Source organism: Serratia sp. CY52157 (assembly GCF_052168495.1).
Lineage (GTDB): Bacteria > Pseudomonadota > Gammaproteobacteria > Enterobacterales > Enterobacteriaceae > Serratia > Serratia ureilytica.
The window spans coordinates 149,080-169,034 of record NZ_JBJNMO010000006.1; the positions used below are offsets into that span (position 1 = coordinate 149,080).

18 protein-coding genes and 1 tRNA gene are annotated in these 19,955 nt (G+C 61.1%); 8 read left to right on the plus strand and 11 right to left on the minus strand.

Features of this window, described 5'->3' with window-relative positions:
* Positions 1-90 precede the first annotated feature (90 nt).
* Complete coding sequence (locus ACJ8IP_RS19330; RefSeq protein ID WP_033652280.1) at positions 91-690, plus strand: HD domain-containing protein; 600 nt, start codon at positions 91-93, stop codon at positions 688-690.
* Here ACJ8IP_RS19330 and ACJ8IP_RS19335 read toward each other — a convergent pair whose 3' ends face one another.
* The 3 genes from ACJ8IP_RS19335 to bglF all read right to left on the minus strand — a co-directional run bounded on the left by ACJ8IP_RS19335 (position 691) and on the right by bglF (position 5,495).
* Positions 691-2,061 carry a carbohydrate porin gene (locus ACJ8IP_RS19335; RefSeq protein WP_442524501.1) on the minus strand — a complete coding sequence of 457 codons (1,371 nt, stop codon included), beginning with the start codon at positions 2,059-2,061 and terminating at the stop codon, positions 691-693.
* Between the two features lie 150 nt (positions 2,062-2,211).
* Positions 2,212-3,615 carry a glycoside hydrolase family 1 protein gene (locus tag ACJ8IP_RS19340; protein WP_442524493.1) on the minus strand — a complete coding sequence of 468 codons (1,404 nt, stop codon included), beginning with the start codon at positions 3,613-3,615 and terminating at the stop codon, positions 2,212-2,214.
* A 14-nt stretch (positions 3,616-3,629) separates the two neighbouring features.
* On the minus strand, positions 3,630-5,495 hold the full coding sequence (bglF, locus tag ACJ8IP_RS19345) for a PTS beta-glucoside transporter subunit IIABC (RefSeq protein WP_442524494.1): 1,866 nt from the start codon (positions 5,493-5,495) through the stop codon (positions 3,630-3,632).
* 660 nt (positions 5,496-6,155) lie between these two features.
* Between bglF and ACJ8IP_RS19350 the strand changes: the two genes are divergently transcribed.
* The gene (locus tag ACJ8IP_RS19350) at positions 6,156-6,905 is read left to right on the plus strand and encodes an NAD-dependent epimerase/dehydratase family protein (RefSeq protein ID WP_069100556.1); all 750 of its coding nucleotides are present in this window, start codon (positions 6,156-6,158) and stop codon (positions 6,903-6,905) included.
* Positions 6,906-6,938: 33 nt separating this feature from the next.
* On the opposite strand, the gene ACJ8IP_RS19355 is transcribed toward ACJ8IP_RS19350, so the two are convergent.
* Positions 6,939-8,105, minus strand: coding sequence for an MFS transporter (locus ACJ8IP_RS19355; RefSeq protein ID WP_033645072.1), 1,167 nt, complete (start codon positions 8,103-8,105; stop codon positions 6,939-6,941).
* Between the two features lie 377 nt (positions 8,106-8,482).
* On the opposite strand from ACJ8IP_RS19355, the gene ACJ8IP_RS19360 reads away from it, so the two are divergent.
* Both ACJ8IP_RS19360 and ACJ8IP_RS19365 read left to right on the plus strand, forming a co-directional pair.
* On the plus strand, positions 8,483-9,583 hold the full coding sequence (locus tag ACJ8IP_RS19360) for an alkene reductase (RefSeq protein ID WP_442524495.1): 1,101 nt from the start codon (positions 8,483-8,485) through the stop codon (positions 9,581-9,583).
* A 385-nt stretch (positions 9,584-9,968) separates the two neighbouring features.
* Positions 9,969-10,139 (plus strand): hypothetical protein, encoded by a 171-nt coding sequence (locus ACJ8IP_RS19365; protein WP_162837995.1) that lies wholly within the window; start codon positions 9,969-9,971, stop codon positions 10,137-10,139.
* Positions 10,140-10,204: 65 nt separating this feature from the next.
* Here ACJ8IP_RS19365 and ACJ8IP_RS19370 read toward each other — a convergent pair whose 3' ends face one another.
* The 4 genes from ACJ8IP_RS19370 to ACJ8IP_RS19385 all read right to left on the minus strand — a co-directional run bounded on the left by ACJ8IP_RS19370 (position 10,205) and on the right by ACJ8IP_RS19385 (position 13,616).
* Complete coding sequence (locus tag ACJ8IP_RS19370; RefSeq protein WP_182074382.1) at positions 10,205-10,717, minus strand: Mpo1 family 2-hydroxy fatty acid dioxygenase; 513 nt, start codon at positions 10,715-10,717, stop codon at positions 10,205-10,207.
* Between the two features lie 87 nt (positions 10,718-10,804).
* Positions 10,805-10,899: transfer RNA gene (locus ACJ8IP_RS19375), tRNA-Sec, on the minus strand.
* Between the two features lie 98 nt (positions 10,900-10,997).
* The gene (locus ACJ8IP_RS19380) at positions 10,998-12,341 is read right to left on the minus strand and encodes an esterase-like activity of phytase family protein (RefSeq protein ID WP_042783417.1); all 1,344 of its coding nucleotides are present in this window, start codon (positions 12,339-12,341) and stop codon (positions 10,998-11,000) included.
* A gap of 75 nt (positions 12,342-12,416) precedes the next feature.
* Positions 12,417-13,616, minus strand: a complete 1,200-nt coding sequence (locus tag ACJ8IP_RS19385; RefSeq protein ID WP_405050793.1) for a cyanate transporter — start codon at positions 13,614-13,616, stop codon at positions 12,417-12,419.
* Between the two features lie 126 nt (positions 13,617-13,742).
* Between ACJ8IP_RS19385 and ACJ8IP_RS19390 the strand changes: the two genes are divergently transcribed.
* Positions 13,743-14,597, plus strand: coding sequence for a LysR family transcriptional regulator (locus ACJ8IP_RS19390; protein ID WP_442524496.1), 855 nt, complete (start codon positions 13,743-13,745; stop codon positions 14,595-14,597).
* Between the two features lie 6 nt (positions 14,598-14,603).
* Here ACJ8IP_RS19390 and ACJ8IP_RS19395 read toward each other — a convergent pair whose 3' ends face one another.
* Positions 14,604-15,044: a hypothetical protein gene (locus tag ACJ8IP_RS19395; RefSeq protein WP_033645101.1), complete on the minus strand. Its 441-nt coding sequence runs from the start codon at positions 15,042-15,044 to the stop codon at positions 14,604-14,606.
* Entirely contained in the window at positions 14,995-15,615 is a 621-nt protein-coding gene (locus ACJ8IP_RS19400; RefSeq protein WP_033652291.1) for a nucleotidyltransferase domain-containing protein, read from the minus strand. Before ACJ8IP_RS19400 ends, ACJ8IP_RS19395 begins: the two co-directional genes overlap by 50 nt.
* A gap of 208 nt (positions 15,616-15,823) precedes the next feature.
* Here ACJ8IP_RS19400 and ACJ8IP_RS19405 point away from each other — a divergent pair, with 208 nt between their 5' ends.
* From ACJ8IP_RS19405 to ACJ8IP_RS19415, 3 genes are all read left to right on the plus strand, one after another.
* Positions 15,824-17,212, plus strand: coding sequence for an amidohydrolase family protein (locus ACJ8IP_RS19405; RefSeq protein ID WP_442524497.1), 1,389 nt, complete (start codon positions 15,824-15,826; stop codon positions 17,210-17,212).
* A 100-nt stretch (positions 17,213-17,312) separates the two neighbouring features.
* Complete coding sequence (locus ACJ8IP_RS19410) at positions 17,313-17,864, plus strand: isochorismatase family protein (protein WP_072626481.1); 552 nt, start codon at positions 17,313-17,315, stop codon at positions 17,862-17,864.
* Between the two features lie 2 nt (positions 17,865-17,866).
* The gene (locus ACJ8IP_RS19415; protein ID WP_089195337.1) at positions 17,867-18,790 is read left to right on the plus strand and encodes a GlxA family transcriptional regulator; all 924 of its coding nucleotides are present in this window, start codon (positions 17,867-17,869) and stop codon (positions 18,788-18,790) included.
* Here ACJ8IP_RS19415 and ACJ8IP_RS19420 read toward each other — a convergent pair.
* On the minus strand, positions 18,785-19,777 hold the full coding sequence (locus ACJ8IP_RS19420; protein ID WP_046688010.1) for an acyltransferase: 993 nt from the start codon (positions 19,775-19,777) through the stop codon (positions 18,785-18,787). The genes ACJ8IP_RS19415 and ACJ8IP_RS19420 overlap by 6 nt on opposite strands.
* Positions 19,778-19,955 lie beyond the last annotated feature (178 nt).

Genomic DNA, 19,955 nt, shown 5'->3' on the forward strand with positions numbered 1-19,955 from the left:
AATATAGATAGCGCACGATGTAATCGCAAGCTATTTCTTGTGAGGTATGCTACATTTTTTTCATGCAGAGGATGCCTGGAGGGAAAGGAAATGACGAATACGCTTGCAGAACGCGCGCGCCGCTACGCCACCAAGGCGCATGCGGCCATCGATCAGCGCCGCAAATACACCAACGATCCGTACATCGTCCACCCGCAGGCGGTCATGGAGCTGGTACGCAGCGTGCCGCACACCGAAGAGATGCTGGCGGCCGCCTGGCTGCATGACACGGTAGAAGACACGCCTACCACCCTCGGCGATATCGAAAGCCACTTTGGGCCGCAGGTAGCGGAGCTGGTGCGGATGTTAACCAACGTCAGCCACGCCGAGGACGGCAACCGCTTCGAGCGTAAAAACCGCGATCGGCGCCACAGCGCCGGCGCATCGCCGCAGGCCAAAACCATCAAACTGGCGGATCTGATCGACAACACCCGCTCGCTGCTGGACTACGACAGCCACTTCGCCCAAACCTATCTGATCGAGAAACAGCGCCTGCTGGAAGTGCTGACCGAAGGCGACCCGACGCTGTGGCGCCAGGCCAGCCATATCGTCGAACAGGGGCTGCTCAGATTACAGCAGCCGCCGCACAACGTGCCGGCCAGCTGGTTTGAGCACGCCCGCCGGCGCTACCGCGAGAACGACGCGGCCTGATCAGAAGGTCACCACCGTTTTCAACGCCGTCACCCAGGCGTCCTGCGTCTCACTGACGCCCGCCGGATGATGCCAGTATTGCAGGCCCGGCTGCAGCTGCAGCCACGGCGTGACGTTAACGCGGTAGTACAGCTCCGCCGTCACCGAGTGGCCCGGCACCGGCCGGTAGTTCGGATCGTGATAATCGCTGATGCCGCTCATCTCGTTGAGGTAACGCTGATTGTCTTTATAGCGGTCGCTCAGTTTCACCACCGAAACGCCCAGCCCCAGCCAGTCGTCCGGCCGCGCATCGAACAGCCCGCGATAGCGGATGCCGGTCGAAGTGGACCAGTGCAGGTAGTTGCTGCGCTGATCCCCCAGCCCCAGGCTGTAGAACACGCTCAGGCCACGGTTGACGTCATCCGCATGGCGCGTCACCTGCTGGTTGAAACCGGTATACAGGAACCAGGTGCGATCGTGGCTGCGATAGCCCTGCGGATCGCTGGCGCCCGGCCCGCCGGACACCCCTTCATAAAGATCGCGCTGGCGCGCGTTGGTGAACAGCACGCCCAGGTTATACACCCCCGGCAGCTGGTTGACGGCGTGGGTTTTCAGCTCCAGCTCCATCGGCAACAGGAAGCCTTTGCTGCCCTTGGTGGACCAACTCCAGGCGTGGCTGCGGCTGGGGGCGCTCGGGTTCTGCTCCATCACGCCGCCCTTGAGCGTCAGGCCGTCGGTCAGCTTGTATTGCAGCGTGGTGCCCCAGTAATGCACGTTCCAGTTGTACCAGGTCAACGAGTTGGCGGACTTGCCGCCGCACAGCGTCAGCGTCTGAAAATCGCAGGGGATGATCTGATCGAAATCCTGCACCTTGTTCATCATGCCGATACGCCATTGCAGCCGGCTGTCGAGGAAGGAACGGCTGAAGGTCAACCAGCCCAGCCGGGTGATCGACTGCCCGCCAAAGCTCTCCTGCGACAGATCGGTCAGGCCGACGCGCGGATCCTGCAGCCGATCGCGGGTCAGGTTGTTGTCATGGTTGCGGTTGACGATATTGCCTTCGATCGCCGCGTCCGGAATGCCGGTCAGCGCCTGCAGATCCTGGCTGAAGGTCAGCGAAAATTGGTCGATGTACGACGCCTGTTTATCGTGGTTGTAACCGCCGCCGGCGTTATACGACAGCTGGCTGAGGTAGCCGAGATTATAGTGGAAACCGTGATCCTCCAGGATCGGTCTGATCCCCAGCATATCCCCCAACAGCCCAGGCTGCGGCGGTTCAAAGCCGAGCGCCACCCCTTCCCATTTGGCGGTGGGGGCTTCAACGTCCTTGCCGGTTTGCAGCGTTTCCGCCTGCGCCTGGCTACAGAGCAGCACCAGCGCCGCCAGGGTCATGGAACGAGGTAATAAGCTTTTCATCATTATTATATTTCTCCGCATAACGGCTGACTGCGGGCAACAGCATTCCCTGGGAGAGAATTTCCCATCATGAACAGCAGCGAATAAGGTTAGTTAACGCCCGGCGCTTGCCGCCGGGCTGAAGGGTTAGCGCCGGTCTTTCAGGCTGGTGCCGTTGCTGTGGATCACATCGCGATACCAGTAGAAACTCTTCTTGCGGCGGCGCTCGAGACTACCGTTGCCGGCATCGTCTCTGTCGACGTGAATGAAGCCGTAGCGCTTCGACATTTCGGCCTTCGAGGCGCTGACCAGATCGATCGGCCCCCAGCTGGTGTAGCCCATCACCTCGACGCCGTCGTCGATCGCCTCGGCCACCTGTACCAGATGGTCATTGAGATAGTTGATGCGGTAGTCGTCGTTGATGCTGCCGTCGGCCTCGACGCAGTCTTTGGCGCCCAGCCCGTTCTCGACGATGAACAACGGCTTCTGATAGCGGTCGTACAGCACGTTGAGCAGGTAGCGCAGCCCGATCGGATCGATTTGCCACCCCCACTCCGAACTGGCCAGGTGCGGGTTCGGCACCATATCAAGAATGTTGCCGCGTGCCGTTTCATACTGCTCCGGGTCGGCGGTAACGCAGCCGCTCATGTAGTAGCTGAACGAGATGAAGTCGATGGTTTCGCGCAGCGTTTGCCGATCTTCCTCGGTGATCGCCACCTGAATGCCGTTTTCACGGAAGAAGCGCTGCATGTAGGCCGGGTAATAGCCGCGCGCCTGCACGTCGCCGAAGAACAGCCAGTCGCGGTTTTGCCGCTGGGTTTCCAGCAGATCTTCCGGCTTGCAGCTCAGCGGATACAGAATGCCGCCCAGCAGCATGTTGCCGATTTGCCCCTCCGGCACGATCTCGTGACAGGCCTTCACCGCTCTGGCGCTGGCCACCAGCTGATGGTGGATCGCCTGATAGACGGCGCTCTTGTCGCTCTCTTGCGGCAGGCCAACCCCGGTGAAGGGCGCGTGCAGCGACATGTTGATCTCATTGAAGGTCAGCCAGTGTTTAACCTTGTGCTTATAGCGTTCGAACACGGTGCGCACATAGCGCTCGAAGAAATCGATGGTGCGGCGATCGCCCCAGCCGCCGTAGCGCTTCACCAGACCGTAAGGCATCTCATAGTGCGACAGCGTGATCAGCGGCTGAATGCCGTATTTCGCCATCTCATCGAACAGCCGATCGTAAAACGCCAGCCCGGCTTCGTTCGGGGTCTCTTCATCGCCCTGCGGGAAAATGCGCGTCCAGGCGATCGAGGTGCGCAGGCACTTGAAACCCATCTCGGCGAACAGCGCGATATCCTCCGGGTAACGATGATAGAAATCGATCGCCACGTCCTTGATGCCGCTGTCGCCCGCCGTGCGCGGCGTGATGGCGCCGAAGATGCCCTGCGGCTGCAGATCGGAGGTCGACAGCCCCTTGCCGTCGGCCTGATACGCGCCTTCTACCTGGTTCGCCGCTACCGCGCCGCCCCACAGAAAATGTTGCGGAAACTTGCCGTTCATCGCTTGCTCCTCAATTAACGTAATAAAGTCAGCAGCGGCGCCTGTTCCTGCACCGGAGACAGGCCGCTGGTCAACACGTCCACGTAGTCATCGCTGTTGCTGATGATGATCGGCGTGGTGGTGTCATAGCCGGCGGCATGGATCGCCGCCTGGTCGAACTCGATCAGCAGATCGCCCGGCGCGATCCGCTCGCCTTCCCGCACGTGGGCGGTGAAATGCGCCCCGTCGAGCCTCACGGTATCGATGCCGACGTGGATGAGAATCTCCGCGCCGTCGTCCGATTCGATGCCGATGGCGTGTTTGGTTTTGAACAGCGACGCCACGCTGCCGCTCACCGGCGCCACCACTCGCCCCTGCTGCGGCGCGATCGCCACCCCTTTCCCCAGCAGGCCGCTGGCGAAGGTCGCGTCGTTCACCTGTTCCAGCGGCACGATGTCGCCGGCGATCGGGCTGAGAATGGCCTGTTTGCGGTTAAGCGGCGCGGCGGCTTCAGGCTGCGCCGTCTCTTCCGCCGGCGCGACGCCGAACAGGTAGCTGGCCAGCGCGGCGAACACAAACGACAGCAGAGTGCCGCCGATCGCGCCCCACACCGTGGCGTCGATGCCGCCGTTGGGAATGATTTGCGCGAAGGTGAACACGTTCACCAGGCCGAACGAGTAGACCGAGGTATGGAAGTAACCGATCACCGCCCCGCCCAACGCGCCGCCGATGCAGCCGAAGATGAACGGACGCTTGTTCGGCAGGGTGACGCCGTACACCGCCGGTTCGGTGATGCCGAAAATCCCGGCGCCGATGGCCGAACCGGACAGCGCCCGCAGCTTGGCGTCGCGGGTGCGCAGCATCACGCCCAGCGTAGCGCCGACCTGCCCCATCACCGCCGGCAGCAGCAGCGGCACCATGGTGTCGCGCCCCAGCACGCTCAGGTTGTTGATCATCAACGGCACCAGCCCCCAATGCAGGCCGAAGATCACGCACACCTGCCACATCGCCCCCATGAAAGCGCCGGCGATGATCGGGTTGAAGGCGTAAATGGCCTGATAGCCGTTGGCCAGCAGATGGCTGAGCCAGGTCGCCGCCGGGCCGATCAGCAGGAAGGTCAGGGGCACGGTGATCGCCAGACACAGCAGCGGCGTGATGAAATTGCGCAGCGCGCTGTGGATCACCCGGTTAAACAACGGCTCCAGACGGCAGGACACCCAGGCCGCAAAGATGATGGGGATCACCGACGAGCTGTAGTTGATAAAAGTCAGCGGAATGCCGAAGAAATATTCGCGCACCGCGCCCGGCTGTTGCGCCGCCTCGAACGCCGCCATCATCAGCGGATGCGTCAACGCGCCGCCGATCGCCATGGTGACGAACGGGTTGCCGCCGAATTTTTTCCCGGCGGTGTAGCCGAGCATGATCGGGAAGAAATAGAACAATGCGTCGCTGGCGGCGAACAACATTTTAAAGGCGCCGCTGCTTTCCAGCAGCCAGCCGCAGGCCAGGCTCAGCGCCAGCAACCCCTTCAATACTCCCGAGGCAGCCATCACCCCGAGCAATGGGGTGAAGATGCCGGAAACCACGTCGATAAAGCGGCTGAGCAGATTGTCTTTTTTACCGTCCGCATCGCTGCCGCTCGACGCGCCTTCGGCCAACCCGCCGACCCGGTTGACCGCATCGAACACCTCGGCCACGTGGTTACCCACCACCACCTGAAACTGGCCACCGCTCTCCACCACCATGATGACGCCCGGGTTTTTCTTCAGCGCTGCCGCGTTGGCGCGGCGGTCGTCACGCAGCTTGAAACGCAGGCGGGTGGCGCAATGCACCAGGCTTTTCACATTGTCGCGGCCACCGACGCCGGCCAAAATCTCACTGGCTAATGTGTCATATTTCATACGGTTATCCTTAGACTTCGCGTTCTGCCGATCCCGCCTTTGCGCTGGCCTGGCGCAGGAGCGAAATTCGGCGCAAAAAAAAACCTAAACCTCGCGGCCTCTGCCCCATCGGGGAACAGAAACGCGAGGTTTAGGTTTTGCCTGCCGCAGCAGTAACAACCCTAAATCGGTTGAGTTATGACGTTAACACCGCAGATTTTAGCGGAGCAAGGCTTTGCGACGGCAAATTGCCGAACTGTGATCGCAAAAGCAAAACGGCCTCAATGCGCGAAATAATGCATGCCGCCCTCTACCGGGATCACTGCGCCGATGATATATCGCGCGAGCGATAGAGAGGGATGAGAGAGTATCGCCCGGCTTCACGTCAAAAAAACATAAGATTAACTAACCCAATAATTCACTATCAAGCTAAAGCGAAACACGCATTTTCCAGCGGCCAATCGGCTTTTCTGGCAATATTCGCAGCCATTAAGGCAAATATATCGCCAAACCTCATCGAATATTGTTAGCATTCCACGATATTCACCCGCGCAAAAATCACCGTGCGCAATTGAATACGGCGAATAAACATCAGAATAACTAATTAAAACAACTAGACAAAAATCACACGGGGGATTATTACTGGTCAACGCTTAATCGAGAGTAGGGATGACAGTCACCATGGTGTTGCGTACTGATGTAGGACGGATTTTGATTACCGGCGCCGGCGGCCGAGTCGCCACCGCGTTTCGCCAGGCAGTGGGCGATCGCTATGCATTGCGGCTGGCGGAACGAGATCTCGCTCTGTTGCGCGATCGCCGGCCCGGCGATGAGGTCATCAGCTTCAACATCGCCGATCTCGACGCCTGCCGTGAGGCCTGCGCCAATATCGACACCGTGTTGCACCTGGCCGCCGATCCGGCTCCCGACGCCGATTTTTGCGGTTCGCTGATGGACAACAACATTCTCGGCACCTTCAATATCTTCCGCGCGGCGAAAGACGCCGGCTGCCGCCGGGTAGTGTTCGCCAGCAGCGCGCAGGCGGTGGAAGGCTACCCGCTCGATTATCAAATCCGCCCGGATGACGCGCCGAAGCCGAAAAATCTGTACGGCGCCAGCAAAGCGTTCGGCGAAGGCATCGCCGCCTATTTCGCCCATCAGGAGGGGCTTTCCGCCCTGTCGGTACGCATCGCCAACTTCACCACTCTAAGCCGGGGCGAACAGCTTAGCGCCCGCGACATGAGCGCTTTTCTCAGCCATCGCGACGCCGCCGATCTGCTGGATCGCTGCATTCGTGTCGAAGGAGTGCAATATGCGGTGGTGCACGGGGTTTCCAATAACCGCTATACGCGTTTGTCGCTGGAAGAGACCCGTCGCCTGCTCGGCTACGCCCCGCAGGACGATGCGTTCAGCCTGCTCGGCTTTGAGTGAGCGCGGCGGGGAACCCCGCCGCACGTTATCGTTTTAACCGTTGGCATAGGCCACTTTTTCGGCCTGACGGTGGGTGAACAGCACCAGCAACAGCGCCAATCCGGCAATAATAGCCCCCATCACCGGCACGAAGCTGTATCCCAGCCCGGCGGAGACTACCGCGCCACCGGCGGCGGCGCCCAGCGCATTGCCCAGGTTAAAGGCGCCGATGTTGACCGAGGACGACAGGCCCGGCGCTTCGCTGGCGACACGCATCACGCGCATCTGCAGCGGCGGCACCACGGCAAAGGTCGCCGCGCCCCAAATCACCATGCTGACCGCGGCGCCGATTTCACTGCGCGCCAGGAACGGGATCACCAGCATAATGACCACCAGCAGCAGCAAGAAACCCTTCAGCGTCGCGCTCTCGGAGCGGTCGGCGAATTTGCCGCCCAGGTAGTTGCCGATGGAGAAACCGACGCCGATCAACACCAGCATGACCGTCACGAACAGCGGCGTCGCATCGGTGATGTGCTGCAACACCGGCGAGATATAGGTATAGAGCGTGAACATCGCGCCCGCGCCCAGCACGGTCGTCAGCAAGGCGGATAGCACCTGCGGGCGCACCAACACCGACAGCTCGCGTTTCACATCAGGGCGTGCGCCGGCGCTGCCTTTCGGCAACGAGAACCACAGCCCCAGCATGGCGATCACGCCCAGCCCGGCCGTCGCCAGGAACGACATGCGCCAGCCGATGGTTTCACCCAGCCAGGTCGCGGCCGGCACCCCGCCGATATTGGCGATGGTCAGGCCCATAAACATGGTCGCCACGGCGCTGGCCTGTTTCTCCTTCGGCACCACGCTGGCGGCCACCACTGAACCGAGGCCAAAGAACGCGCCGTGGTTCAGGCTGGTGATGATGCGCGACAGCATCAGGGTGGTGTAGTCAGGCGCAACCGCCGACAGCACGTTACCCAGGGTAAAGATCGCCATCAGGAAGATCAGCGCGCTTCTGCGCGCCCGGTGAGAAAGCAGCAACGTCATCAGCGGTGCGCCGACCATCACGCCAACGGCGTAGGCGCTGATCAACATGCCGGCCATCGGGATGGAGACGTCCACCCCTTTGGCGATCGTCGGCAGCAACCCCATCGGGGAAAACTCGGTCGTGCCGATGCCGAACGCCCCCACCGCCAGGGCTAATAAGGGAAAGTTAATTTTCATTCAACAACTCCGGTTAACCGCTGCCGAAGCGCGGGAAAGTTAAGATGCCAAAAGTATGACATTGATCACACCAAAGATAAGCAGGCGGAAGGCTAAAAGACTTTTGCGATTTTGTTAAAAATCGTGGGGAAAACAGCAGCCGACTCTATCTCAGCCACGCGCCGACAGGCAATAGCCGCCATCGCCCGTGCGCACATCGGGTTCATTCTCGCCATCTGGCCCACCCGCCATACCGGCTCACCGGCGGCTGCCGCGACTATTGAACACAGAGCAAAAGTGTTTTGTTATTGTGCGCGTTTTTAGAATTAAACGACGAAATATAATGGCCTCAGCAAAACATCATCGCCCTACGGCCTAATTCACATGAGGGAAGCGCCATGCTTTTTGACTCGTATTCTTTAAACGGTTTATCGCTGAACAATCGCATCGTCATGCCGCCCATGACCCGTTCACGGGCCGGCGCCGGCGACGTCGCCACCGACATGATGGCTGAATATTATGCCCAGCGCGCCAGCGCCGGGCTGATCGTCAGCGAAGGCACGCAGATCAGCCAGCAGGGCCAGGGTTATGCCTGGACGCCCGGCATTTACACCCCGGAACACATCGCCGGTTGGAAAAAAGTCACCGACGCCGTACATCAGGCCGGCGGCAAGATCTTCGCGCAGCTTTGGCACGTCGGCCGCGTGTCGCATACCATTTTACAGCCTGGCCACGCCGCGCCGGTCTCCTCCTCCGCCATCCAGGCCGACGGGGTCAAGGTGTTCGTGGATGTCGAAGGCCGCGGGCCAGAGCATGGCGTGGGTGAAATGGTGCAGCACTCCGCACCGCGCGCCTTAACGCGGGAAGAAATTCCGGCGATCGTCAACGACTACGCCCGGGCGGCCCGCAACGCCATTGCCGCCGGTTTCGACGGCGTAGAGCTGCACGGCGCGAATGGCTATCTGATCAATCAGTTTATCGACTCGCGGGAAAATCAGCGCGACGACGAATACGGCGGTTCACTGCAAAATCGCCTGCGTTTCCTACGGGAAGTGGCGCAGGCGGTGGCGGACGCCATCGGTAAAGAGAAACTGGGCGTGCGTCTGGCGCCGCTGACCACCCTGATGGGCTCGCAGGACGATACCCCGGAAGCCACCTATCTGGCGGCGGCCAGCGTGCTGAACGATATCGGCGCCGCTTACATTCACATCGCCGAAGCGGACTGGGATGACGCTCCGGTGATGCCGGCGGCGTTCAAAGAGTCGCTGCGCCTGATTTTCCGCGGCACGCTGATTTACTCGGGCAAATACACGCGTGAACGCGCTGAAGAAGCGCTGGCCAAAGGCTGGGCGGATCTGATCGGCTTCGGCCGCCCGTTCATCGCCAACCCGGATCTGCCTCACCGCCTGCAACACGGGCTGGCGCTGAATGCGCCAATCAAAGAGAAATTCTTCGGCGGCAGCCGGGAAGGCTACACTGATTACCCGACGATCGGGTAAATATGTTCAGCCCCCCGAGCCTGCAAGTGCGGGGGGCTTCGCTGGCTTGGTAAACAACGCTCTTCTGAATAAGCGACATAACCCAGATTTTCAGTGTCCGCACGATAAATAAAAAATAAATCGAAAACCTTAGATATAAAATAATAAATTAAACATTTTCATTGCAATTTTTTATTAGAATACAAAAAAACAAAACATATAAAAACAATATAAATTGAAATAAAAACAATGAAACCAAGAAAAATGAAAACTTAAAACACAATATTAAATCAAAATTTAAACACATAACCCGTATTTCCCGAACAGGGTTGAATATATATGCGAACGTGTAAATATCTTTCCGAACAGCGCTATTGTGGCGCTGCGTTGATTAAGGAAAGATCTTATGTCTAAATCACCTATTGGCACTACAGCCACGACAGGGCAAAAATGCCCGGAAAGCGGCGTCTGGGAAGTGGTCGGCAAACCCTCAACCACAGCGCCAATCGCTAAAGGCAATATCATGCCGCCCTATGGCGGCAAAGGGGTCACCTGGAAATTGATCCAATACGCATAATCCGTCGTCTTCAGGCCTCTTTTTTCAAAAGGGGCCTCGCAGAGAAAACGTATTCATTCCTTATTTCATCTCTTCCCGCTGCGCACCTTGCCCGCGCGCATTTCGATGTTCTGCTGCAGTTCGCGCAGCCCGCCGACCAGGAAGCAGGCTTCCGCCAGCACGAACAGTGGGCCGATGATCAGGCCCGTCACGTCGTCCATAAACGCCGGTTTTCGCCCCTCCCAGAAATGCCCGACAAACTGAAACAGCCAGCCGATGACGAAGCCGCCGATGCCGACGCTCAGCCACGCCGCCGTCGACAGCGACGCTATCCAGGCGCCGAACACGAGGCACAGCAGCAGCAACGCCAGCATCATGACGCCAAGGCGCAGACTCAGCCGCAGGTAATAGAGAGCCGAGACGATCACCACCGCGCAGGCCGGCGAAAACGGCAGCCACCCCGCGCCCCATGCCGGCCGGGAGAGCAGCGCCAGCAGGCTGACGACGATCAGGGGGATGCCGATAAAATGCGTGGCGATATTGCGCGCATCGCGGTGATAGGCGGCATAAGCGGCCAGTTGATCTTCCAGACTTCGCATGTTGACCTCCGAATGACGCGCACGGCCGAGCTTGCTCATTGCATTAAAGATAGCCGTATCGTTCAGCATAGGAAAATGGTCAGGGATTGGCGGAAGATCACAGGAGTCGAACCTGCCCAGGACCGCTGGCGGCCCCAACCGGATTTGAAGTCCGGCCGCCCCACCGGGGACGAGGATCTTCCTTGGAGAAGAGAAGAAGCAAGGCGCTGATTATAGCGCAGTTTGTTCGCTGCGCTAAGCGGGAAATGGCGGCCGCCGGCGATTCGGCGGCCGGGGAGCGCTACTTCAGGAAATCCTTCACGTCCAACAGGATGAACTCGTTGTCATCCGCCATATTGGGCTGGCGGCTGGAGGAGAACGGGAAGTTGTTGTCGTTGCCGACGATGATGTGGTTGGCGTCCACTACGTCCACGTTTTCGATGGTGAAGAACGGGAAGGTCAGCACGCCGTCGTTCAGTGGCTTGCGCGCCAGCTTGTTCGGATCCTGAATGTTCATCAGGTCGATATAGCCCAGTTTTTCGACCGGTTTGCCGACGTTGGCGTCCGAGAAAGCGATTTTATACACTCGCTTGAACTTGGCCACCTGGCTGAAGCAGTTGTCGGTTGGCGCGCCGGCGGCGCAGGCTTTATCCGGCGTGCCTTCGCCGTTGTCGCGCTCGATCACCAGCCCGTGGGTGGCGTCGATCATGTTGAAGTCGCCGATGGCATTCTGGTTGTCTTCCAGTACGTACTGCCAGCTGCGGCCGGTCCAGGCCTGCTGTTTGACGTCGAACTCCAGCACCCGCAGGTAGCGTTTGCCGCCGACGTTCTCGAACTGTTCGCCATCCCACAGCGCCCCTTCCAGCAGCGGGTACAGCTTACTGCCGTCCGGTGAGGCGGCCATGCCTTCAAAGCCTTTGGAACGCGCCACCTGGAAGTTCTGTTTGCCGTCCGGCGCGCCCGGCAGGGTTAGCGTCGGGTTGTCCGGCGATTTCACCACCTTGCCGTCCACTTTGGTGTCGAACACCGCCAGCACCTTGCCGTTCAGGTCGGCCTTGATCAGGTAAGGCCCGAACTCTTCACCGATCCATAAGGCATCGTCGGCAAACTGGAAGCTTTCCGGATCGAAATCGCTGCCGGTCAGATAGCGCTGCTCGGTGCTCTCGTTGATGATGTGGAACGGCACCTTTTTATCCGGATCGTGCAGGAACACCGTCTTCAGCGGCGCGACCGTGCCGTCTTTGAAATCGATCTTGTAGTGGTTGAGGTACAGCATGGCGTCCGGGGAGTTGGCCTTGCTGCCGAAACCATTGTCGGTCAGCACCCAGTAGGTGCCGTCGGGCATGTGTTTGATGCCGGAGTGGCCCTGCAGCGGCTGGCCGTTGATCGGCAAGCCGATGCCGGTCAGGCGATCGGCGGATTTACCCGCCACGCTGCCCAACTCGGTGACGCGTTTCCCGCTGGTGTATTTGCCGCTCTGCTGCAGATCGCTCGGCGCGTCCTTCGGTGTGGAAACGGCGGATTTCACCGGCAGCAGCGCATGCCCCGCCAACGTCGCCGGCACCGGCTGCGCGTCGGCCCACAGGTTGGCGCTCAGCGCCATGCAGCCGACCAGCAGCGCCAGCCGGGTTTTGGTGTTGTGCATGTCATTGTCCCTTTTCGTTGTTATCGCCCAGAAGTAAAAGCAACGTCACTATAGGGAGCGGCAATGACAGAAATATTATTCGGCGAACGCCCGCCGGTAGCTGTGCGGATGGAAGCGCCAGGTGATGGCGATCAACACCACCACCAGCAGCGCGTGGATCTGCCAGTCCAGCACGAAGCCACCGCTATAGTCGCGCAGCAGGCCGGAGAGGTAAGGCGTGACGCCCGCCAGCAGGAAGCCAACGCCCTGCATGAAGGCCACCAGCCGCCCTGCCGCCGCCGGCTGGTGCAGGTGATCGAGCGCCAGCACCAGGCACAGCGGGAACGCGCCGCCCAGCCCCAGCCCGGAAAGCAACACCCACAGCCACGGCAGCGTCTGCGGCAGATAAATCAGGCCGATAAAGCCGATCAGTTGCATCATCAGCGCCAGCAACAGCAGCGGCCGCCGGTCATGATTGCGCGCCAGCGCCGGCAACAGCAGCGCGCCCACGACCTGGCCGAAGGTCATCAGCGCCAGCAGCGAACCGCTGGCCTGCGGCTGCCAGCCAAGCTGCATGTAATACGGCGGCAACCAGGCGATCAGGCTGGTATAGCCGCCGTTGATCAGGCCGAAATAGGCGCCGAGCAGCCAGGCGCGCCGGTTGCGCAGCAGGCCTGGCTCACGGTGTTCTCCCGCCGCGCCTAGGCGAGACAGCCCACGGCTGACCGGCCACCAGGCCAGCAGCGCCACCAGGGCCGGCAACGCCCACCAGGCCAGTGCGCTGTGCCAGTCGTGCCCTACGCTCATCAGCCACGGCGTGATCGCCGCCCCCAACCCGCCACCGCCCATCAGCGCCGCCGACCACAGCCCGGCCACCAGCGCCATGCTTTTGAGGAAGTGATGCTTGATGATGCCGGGCATCACCGCCTGGATCACCCCGATGCCGAGCCCACCCAGCACCGCGCTCATCAGCAGTTGCACGCTGCCGGGGGCCAGTTCGCGCCAAAGCGCGCCCAGCCCAATCGCCAGCAGGCTCAACGCCACGGCGCTGCGTTCGCTGAACAGTCGGTTGATGGCGCCGCCCGCCAGCGCCATCAGGCCCATCATCAGCACCGGCAGCGTGGTCAACAGCGCCGCGCCGCCAAAACTCAGCCCGGTGGCCTGGCGCAACGTCGGCAGCAACGGGCCGATCGAGGTCAACAGCGGCCGCATGTTCAGGCCGATCAACACCAGCGCCAGCAGCAGAGGGTTGAGCCAGCGGCGTGGAGAAGGTGAATTAACAGAATGATTTAACACGGCATATTCCTGGTACTGCGAAATGAAGAGTGCGGCGTCACAGCGCGATCGCCGCAGCGTTGCGTTACTGTAGGCAACGCCGCTAGTATTGGGAAATTAAATAATAAAATAGCCAACAGTGGGAAAATGAATCGCTACCCGATGTTCAATCCGCAGCTGCTGCTCAGCTTCGTCGCCGTGTGCGACAGCAACAGCTTCACCCGCGCCGCAGAGCGGGTGTTTTTGTCGCAGTCCACCGTCAGCCAGCAGGTGCGCCGGCTGGAAGAGATGCTGGGCAAGCCGCTGTTTGAGCGTTCCTCGCATCAGGTGCTGCTGACCGAAGAAGGCGTCAAGCTGTTGAGCTACGCGCGCCGCATTATCGCGCTGAATGAAGAAGCCCACGATGCGCTGACCGGCATCTGGCGCGACGGCGTGCTGCGGATCGGCATGCCGGAGGATTTCGCCGTGCCCACCACCGGGCTGCTGGCCGAATTCAGTCGCGAGCACCCGCACCTGCGGCTGGACGTCGCCAGCGGCCTGAGCGCCGATCTGCACAACGCCTACGCGCGTGAAGAGCTGGATCTGATCCTGGTGAAGCAGCGCCGCCGGCAACCGCCGCGCGCCGCGCGGCCGGAACCGCTGCTGTGGCTGGACAGCCTGGCCTTCCCGGCCATCGACCAATCGCCGGTGCCGCTGGCGGTATTTCCACTGAACGGCCTGTACCGCGACGAGCTGTGCCAGGCGCTGGACACCCTCGGCAAACGCTGGCGCATCGGCTACAGCAGCGCCAGCCTGGCGGCGCTGACCGCCGCCTCCGCCGCCGGGCTGGGCGTCACCCTGCTGCCGGCCGGCTGCCGTTTGCCGACGCACCGGGTGCTGGGCGCGGCCGAAGGATTGCCGCCGATAGACAGCTTCGAACTGGCGCTTTACTACCGCGACGGCGCCCCCGCCGCCACGCTGGCGCTGGCCCAGCGGCTGGCGGCGTTTTGCGGGCTGAAGTAAGGCAGCTTACGCCACTATCTGCGGATGTTCGCGCTGCAGCCAGTCGATAATCCGTACCCACAGCGCTTCTGTCTGCTCAAGGCAAGCCTGTACCGCCGCGTCCGTCACCAAGTCGCCGGAATAATCCGCCACGTTGCGCTGTTTTCGCAATGCATCCAGGCAGATCATTTCCTCTCGCGGCAGCCCTACGGTGAGCGGCAACGATTGGATCATGATCTGGTGATGGCCGGGTTTGCTGGTCAGCGTGCGGTATCCTTTGGCTTGTAAAGCGGCATTCGCCATTTGCATGACCGCCTTATATGCCGTGTCGAAACGGCTCTCATTGCTAAGCTGAGTGATACCCGCATCGCGTCGGTTGCGAGCGGCGGCGGCCAGCAATTTTTTAATCGCCCCCGCGTCAGGCGTTATCACCTCCAGTCCCAGCCCGACCAGATTGTCCAGCGTCATCCTTGTCTCCCACAATCCAGAGTTGGGGTTTATCCATAATGTCCTGAATAAACGCGGAGTTCTCGGCCAAAGCCGCTCGCCACTCTTCAGGCGAATACAGTTTGGGGTTAATTTCCCGACCCAGCGTTGCCTGCAGCGGGTAAACCGCCTGAATCACCTCCGCAAAAGACAGTTTGCCGACGATCAGAACATCGATATCACTGGCCGCCGTCGCTTTGCCACTGGCGACAGAACCAAAAATAAAAGCGCGTTCAATAGCTTCGCCAAACGCTGCCAATGTCTGCCTTAAGAACTCCGCCGGCCCGCAAACCTTGCGGAAAATCGCCGCCAGCTCAGGGAAAATCAGGCAATCGGCGTTGGCCTGATAGCAAATTTGGTTGCCCTGCCGCTGCCTGAGCAAGATGCCGCTCTCCGCCAACCTGCTCAACTCTTTATGTAAAGTGCCGGCCTGAGTTGCGGTGCGCCGCGCAATTTCTCGCACATGAAACGCACGCCCGGCTTCAATAAACAGCAGGCTTAGCACTTTTCTACGGTATTCGCTGAACAGCAACTCGAGCATCGGATCGTGCATAACGCTGACCTCAATGTAGCTTTAATGGCTACAAATGTAGCAATTAAAGCTACGAAAGAGCAAGCCAGGAAAATCCTTGCCCCGGCGCACGCCGGTCATTACCAAATCGAATAGTCACCAGTGGCAAATGTCGCTGCCAACCGGCCGGTTCCTCTCCTAAATTGGGGGATGTTTTCACCCACCTCACCTCTGGATTAAGGAACCGAACGTGGAAAACCCTCAACAACCGGGCCGCAGAGCCTTCCTCAGCCAAACCGGCAAACTCACCACCGCTTGCGCAGTGATCGGCCTGACCGGCGGCATGGCGCAGGCCGCTTCGCCTGGCGGCGAGCCGTGTGCGCCAACGCCGATGGCCCTGACCGATCGCCACTACTGCCTGAGCGAGGTGCGGCTGGAAGACGGCTTTGAATACGACGGCGAAACGGTGATCGGCACCCGCACCGCGCTGTACACCCTGGAGATCAAAGACGACAAGATCGCCGCCATTCACGCCGCCAACGCCGCGTTGCCGGCCGGCGTGCCCCGCTATAAGGCGCAGGGCCGGCTGCTGCTGCCGGCATTCCGCGATATGCACATCCACCTGGACAAAACCTTCTACAGCGGCCCGTGGCAGGCGCCGCGCCCGCGCCAGGGCAAAACCATCATGGACATGATCGCGCTGGAGCAGACACTGATCCCGACACTGCTGCCCACCTCGCAGCAACGGGCGGAAAACCTGATCGCCTTGCTGCAGTCCAAAGGCAGCACCGTGGCGCGCAGCCACTGCAATATCGATCCGGTCAGCGGCCTGAAAAGCCTGGAGTACCTGCAGCGCGCGCTGGAAAACCACCGGGCGGACTTCAGCTGTGAAATCGTCGCCTTCCCGCAGCACGGCCTGCTGCACTCCAGGGTCGATGCGCTGATGCGCGAAGCGATGCAGATGGGCGTGCAGTACGTCGGCGGGCTGGATCCGACCAACGTCGACGGCGCGATGGAGAAATCGCTCGACGCCATGTTCCAGATCGCCCTCGATACCGGCAAAGGCGTGGATATCCACCTGCATGAAACCAGCCCGGCCGGGGTCGCCGCCATCAACTACATGATCGCCACCGTGGAGAAAAACCCGGCGCTGCGCGGCAAGGTCACCATCAGCCACGCTTTCGCCCTGACCACGTTGACGCCGGGCGAACTGGCGGAAACCGCCACCCGGCTGGCGGCGCAGCAGATCACCATCGCCTCCACGGTGCCGATCGGCGGCCTGATGATGCCGCTGCCGCAGCTCAGTGAGAAAGGGGTGTTCGTGATGACCGGCACCGACAGCGTGATCGACCACTGGTCGCCGTTCGGCACCGGCGATATCCTGGAGAAGGCCAATCTGTACGCCCAGCTGTACCGCGGTTCCGACGAGTATCACCTGTCGCGCGCCATGGCCATCTCCACCGGCGGCGTGCTGCCGCTGGACGATAAGGGGCAACGCGCCTGGCCGAAAGCCGGCGATGCCGCCGAGTTCGTGCTGGTCAACGCCAGCTGTTCCGCCGAGGCGGTCGCCCGTCTGCCGGCGCGCAGCGCCACCTTCCATCAGGGGCGTCTGGTCGCCGGCCAGGTGAGCAAAGCCTAAGGTCGGTCCGTTGTTGTCATCATGATGGCCGTTTTTGGCCTTCTGCCAGAGTAAGGCGCGGCGCAAGATGGTCGCTACACACACTGGCGGAGGGCCGAAAATGTCACAGAGCGCGTTATTGATCATCGATGTCCAGCAATCATTCCAGCACCGTCCATTCTGGCAGGAGGACGATCTGCCGGCGTTTCAACAGGCGCTGACCCGCCTGATTGCGGGCTGCCGACAGCGCGGCGCGGCCCTGGTCGACGTGCTGCACGTTTCGCCGCAAGGGCCGTTCTCACTGGCTTCAGGCCATGTGCAGCGCCTGCCGTTCCTCACCCACCAGGCGGATATCACCGTACACAAGCATGTGCACAATGCGCTGACCGAATCCGGCCTCAACGCCTGGCTGCGCGAGCGGGACATCAACCACCTGATCGTCTCCGGCATCCGCACCGAGCAGTGCTGCGAAACCACCACCCGGGTGGCGTCCGATCTCGGTTATCGGGTGACTTTCGTCACTGAGGCGACGTTAACCTTCCCGATGCGCCATCCCGGCGGCGAAGTCTTTACCCCCGCGCAGTTGAAGCGGCATACTGAAACCGTACTGGTCGATCGTTTCGCCCGCATCGCCAGCGTGGATGAGGCGCTGGCGCAACTCGCACAGGAGTAATCATGTCGCAGGCCGTCTATTTTCTGCTGTTGCCCAACGTGCTGTCGCTGGACGTCAGCGGCCCGGCGGAAACCCTGCGCCTCGCCGGGCAGTTCAGCCTGCGTTACCTCAGCCCGGCGCCGCAGATCGTCTGCTCCATCGGCATGACGCTGAACGGCCTGCAGCCGTTGCCCGAGCGCCTGGAAGACGGCGCCATCCTGGTGCTGCCGGGCGTCGGCGATTCGCAGCGCTATTTCGCCGGAGAGGAGGCCGAGCAGGCGCGCCGCTGGCTGGCGACGCTGCGGCCCGATCTGCAACGGCAGCGCATCACCCTGGTGTGCATCTGTTCCGGCGCGCTGCTGGCGGCGCAGGCCGGGCTGCTCGACGGCTATCAGTGCACCACCCACCACGACGTCATCGAACGTATCCGCCTGCAGGCGCCGGCGGCGCAGGTGAAAGAGAACCGCATCTTCGTCGAAGACCGCGGCGTCTACACCAGCGCGGGCATCACCACCGGCATCGATTTGGCGCTGCACCTGGTCCACCGCCACTGCGGCTCCGGCCGGGCGCGCGACGTCGCCCGCGATATGGTGGTCTATTTCCGCCGCGCCGGGGACGATCCGCAACTGTCGCCCTGGCTGCGCTACCGCAACCACCTGCACCCGGCGGTGCACCGCGCGCAGGACGTGATGGCCGCCGAGCCGGAGGCCGACTGGTCGGTGCCGCAGATAGCGGAGAAGGCGCACGTCAGCAGCCGCCACCTGGCGCGGCTGTTTCGCAGCCACGTCGGCATCAGCGTGCGGGAATATCATGAGCAGCTGCGGTTGGCGGTGGCGCAACAGCGCCTGCAGCAAGGATATGGCTTGGAGAAGGCCGCGCTGGCGGCCGGTTTTTCCTCCGGGCGGCAGCTGCGCCGCGCCCAGCAGCGCCAACCCTCGCCGCTATGACACCAGCCGGCGGGTATCCAGCCGCTGCAGGCCGACAGACAGCAGCAGGCTGCCCCCCAGCGCCACGCCGAACACCCAGAAGATATCCAGCAGCGGGTGGCCGGTGAAGTCCAGGTGCCGGCTGCGCATCACGTTGACGATAAGGGCGTGAAAACCGTAAATCGCCAGCGAATGGCGGGAGAACGTGCTCAACCAGCCGATCGGCTGCGGCAGACAGTGTTTCACCCACACCAGCAGCGCCACCGCCGCCATAAACACCAGCGGGCCGCTGTAGATGTAGTAGGTATCGGCGAAGTTGCCGTTGATGAACAGCTGATGTTTGGTGCCGCGCGCGATCAGCGCCACGCACAGCGCAAATCCCAACGCCGCCAACCAGCCCACGGCGCGCCCGCGCGCCTCCATCATGCCAATCGCCCGTCCGGCCAACGCATACAGCAGGTAGTAGAAGGTATCGCCGTAGATATACAGGTTAACCGGCAGCAGATGCGCGTTGCCGAAGGTCAGCTTATCGGTATTCGGGTTGGCGATCGCCGCCAACATCACCAGCGCGGCGGCCAGGTAGCGGCGCGATACCGGTTTGACGCTAATCAGCGGCGACAGCAGGTAAATCACCGCGATGGCGTAGAAAAACCACAGATGATAGAACACCGGCTTTTGCAGGATGCCGCGCAGCGACGGCCAGAAACCGATCTTGGTGAAAGCCGCGATATAGATCAGCGCAATGGCGCTGTAGAACAGAATGCAGCAGAGGATGCGGGTGAAATGCCGCCGGCCGGCGCTCTTTTCGCCGAAGAACAGGTAGCCGGAAATCATAAAGAACAGCGGCACCGACACGCGTGACAGTGAGTTCAGCACGTTGGCGATGTCCCAGTTGTGCAACCCTATCGCCGCGCCGTTGGTGACGTAATAGGTGGTGGCGTGGATCATCACCACCATCATGCACGCCATCGCCCGCAGGTTGTCTATCCAGCCGATTTTCTCGCTCAAACGCTCGCCCGATCTTGTGTCATATTGATATGTTAAGAAGAGGTTATCGGGCACGGCGTTCGGCGACAACCCAAAAGCGAAATATCAGAATGCACTTAAACAACACCTTATGATTGCGAAGGTGAACAATTGGCGGCAAAATAGCCGCCATAACTCGCTCAGTTTGCGCTTCCCGCCC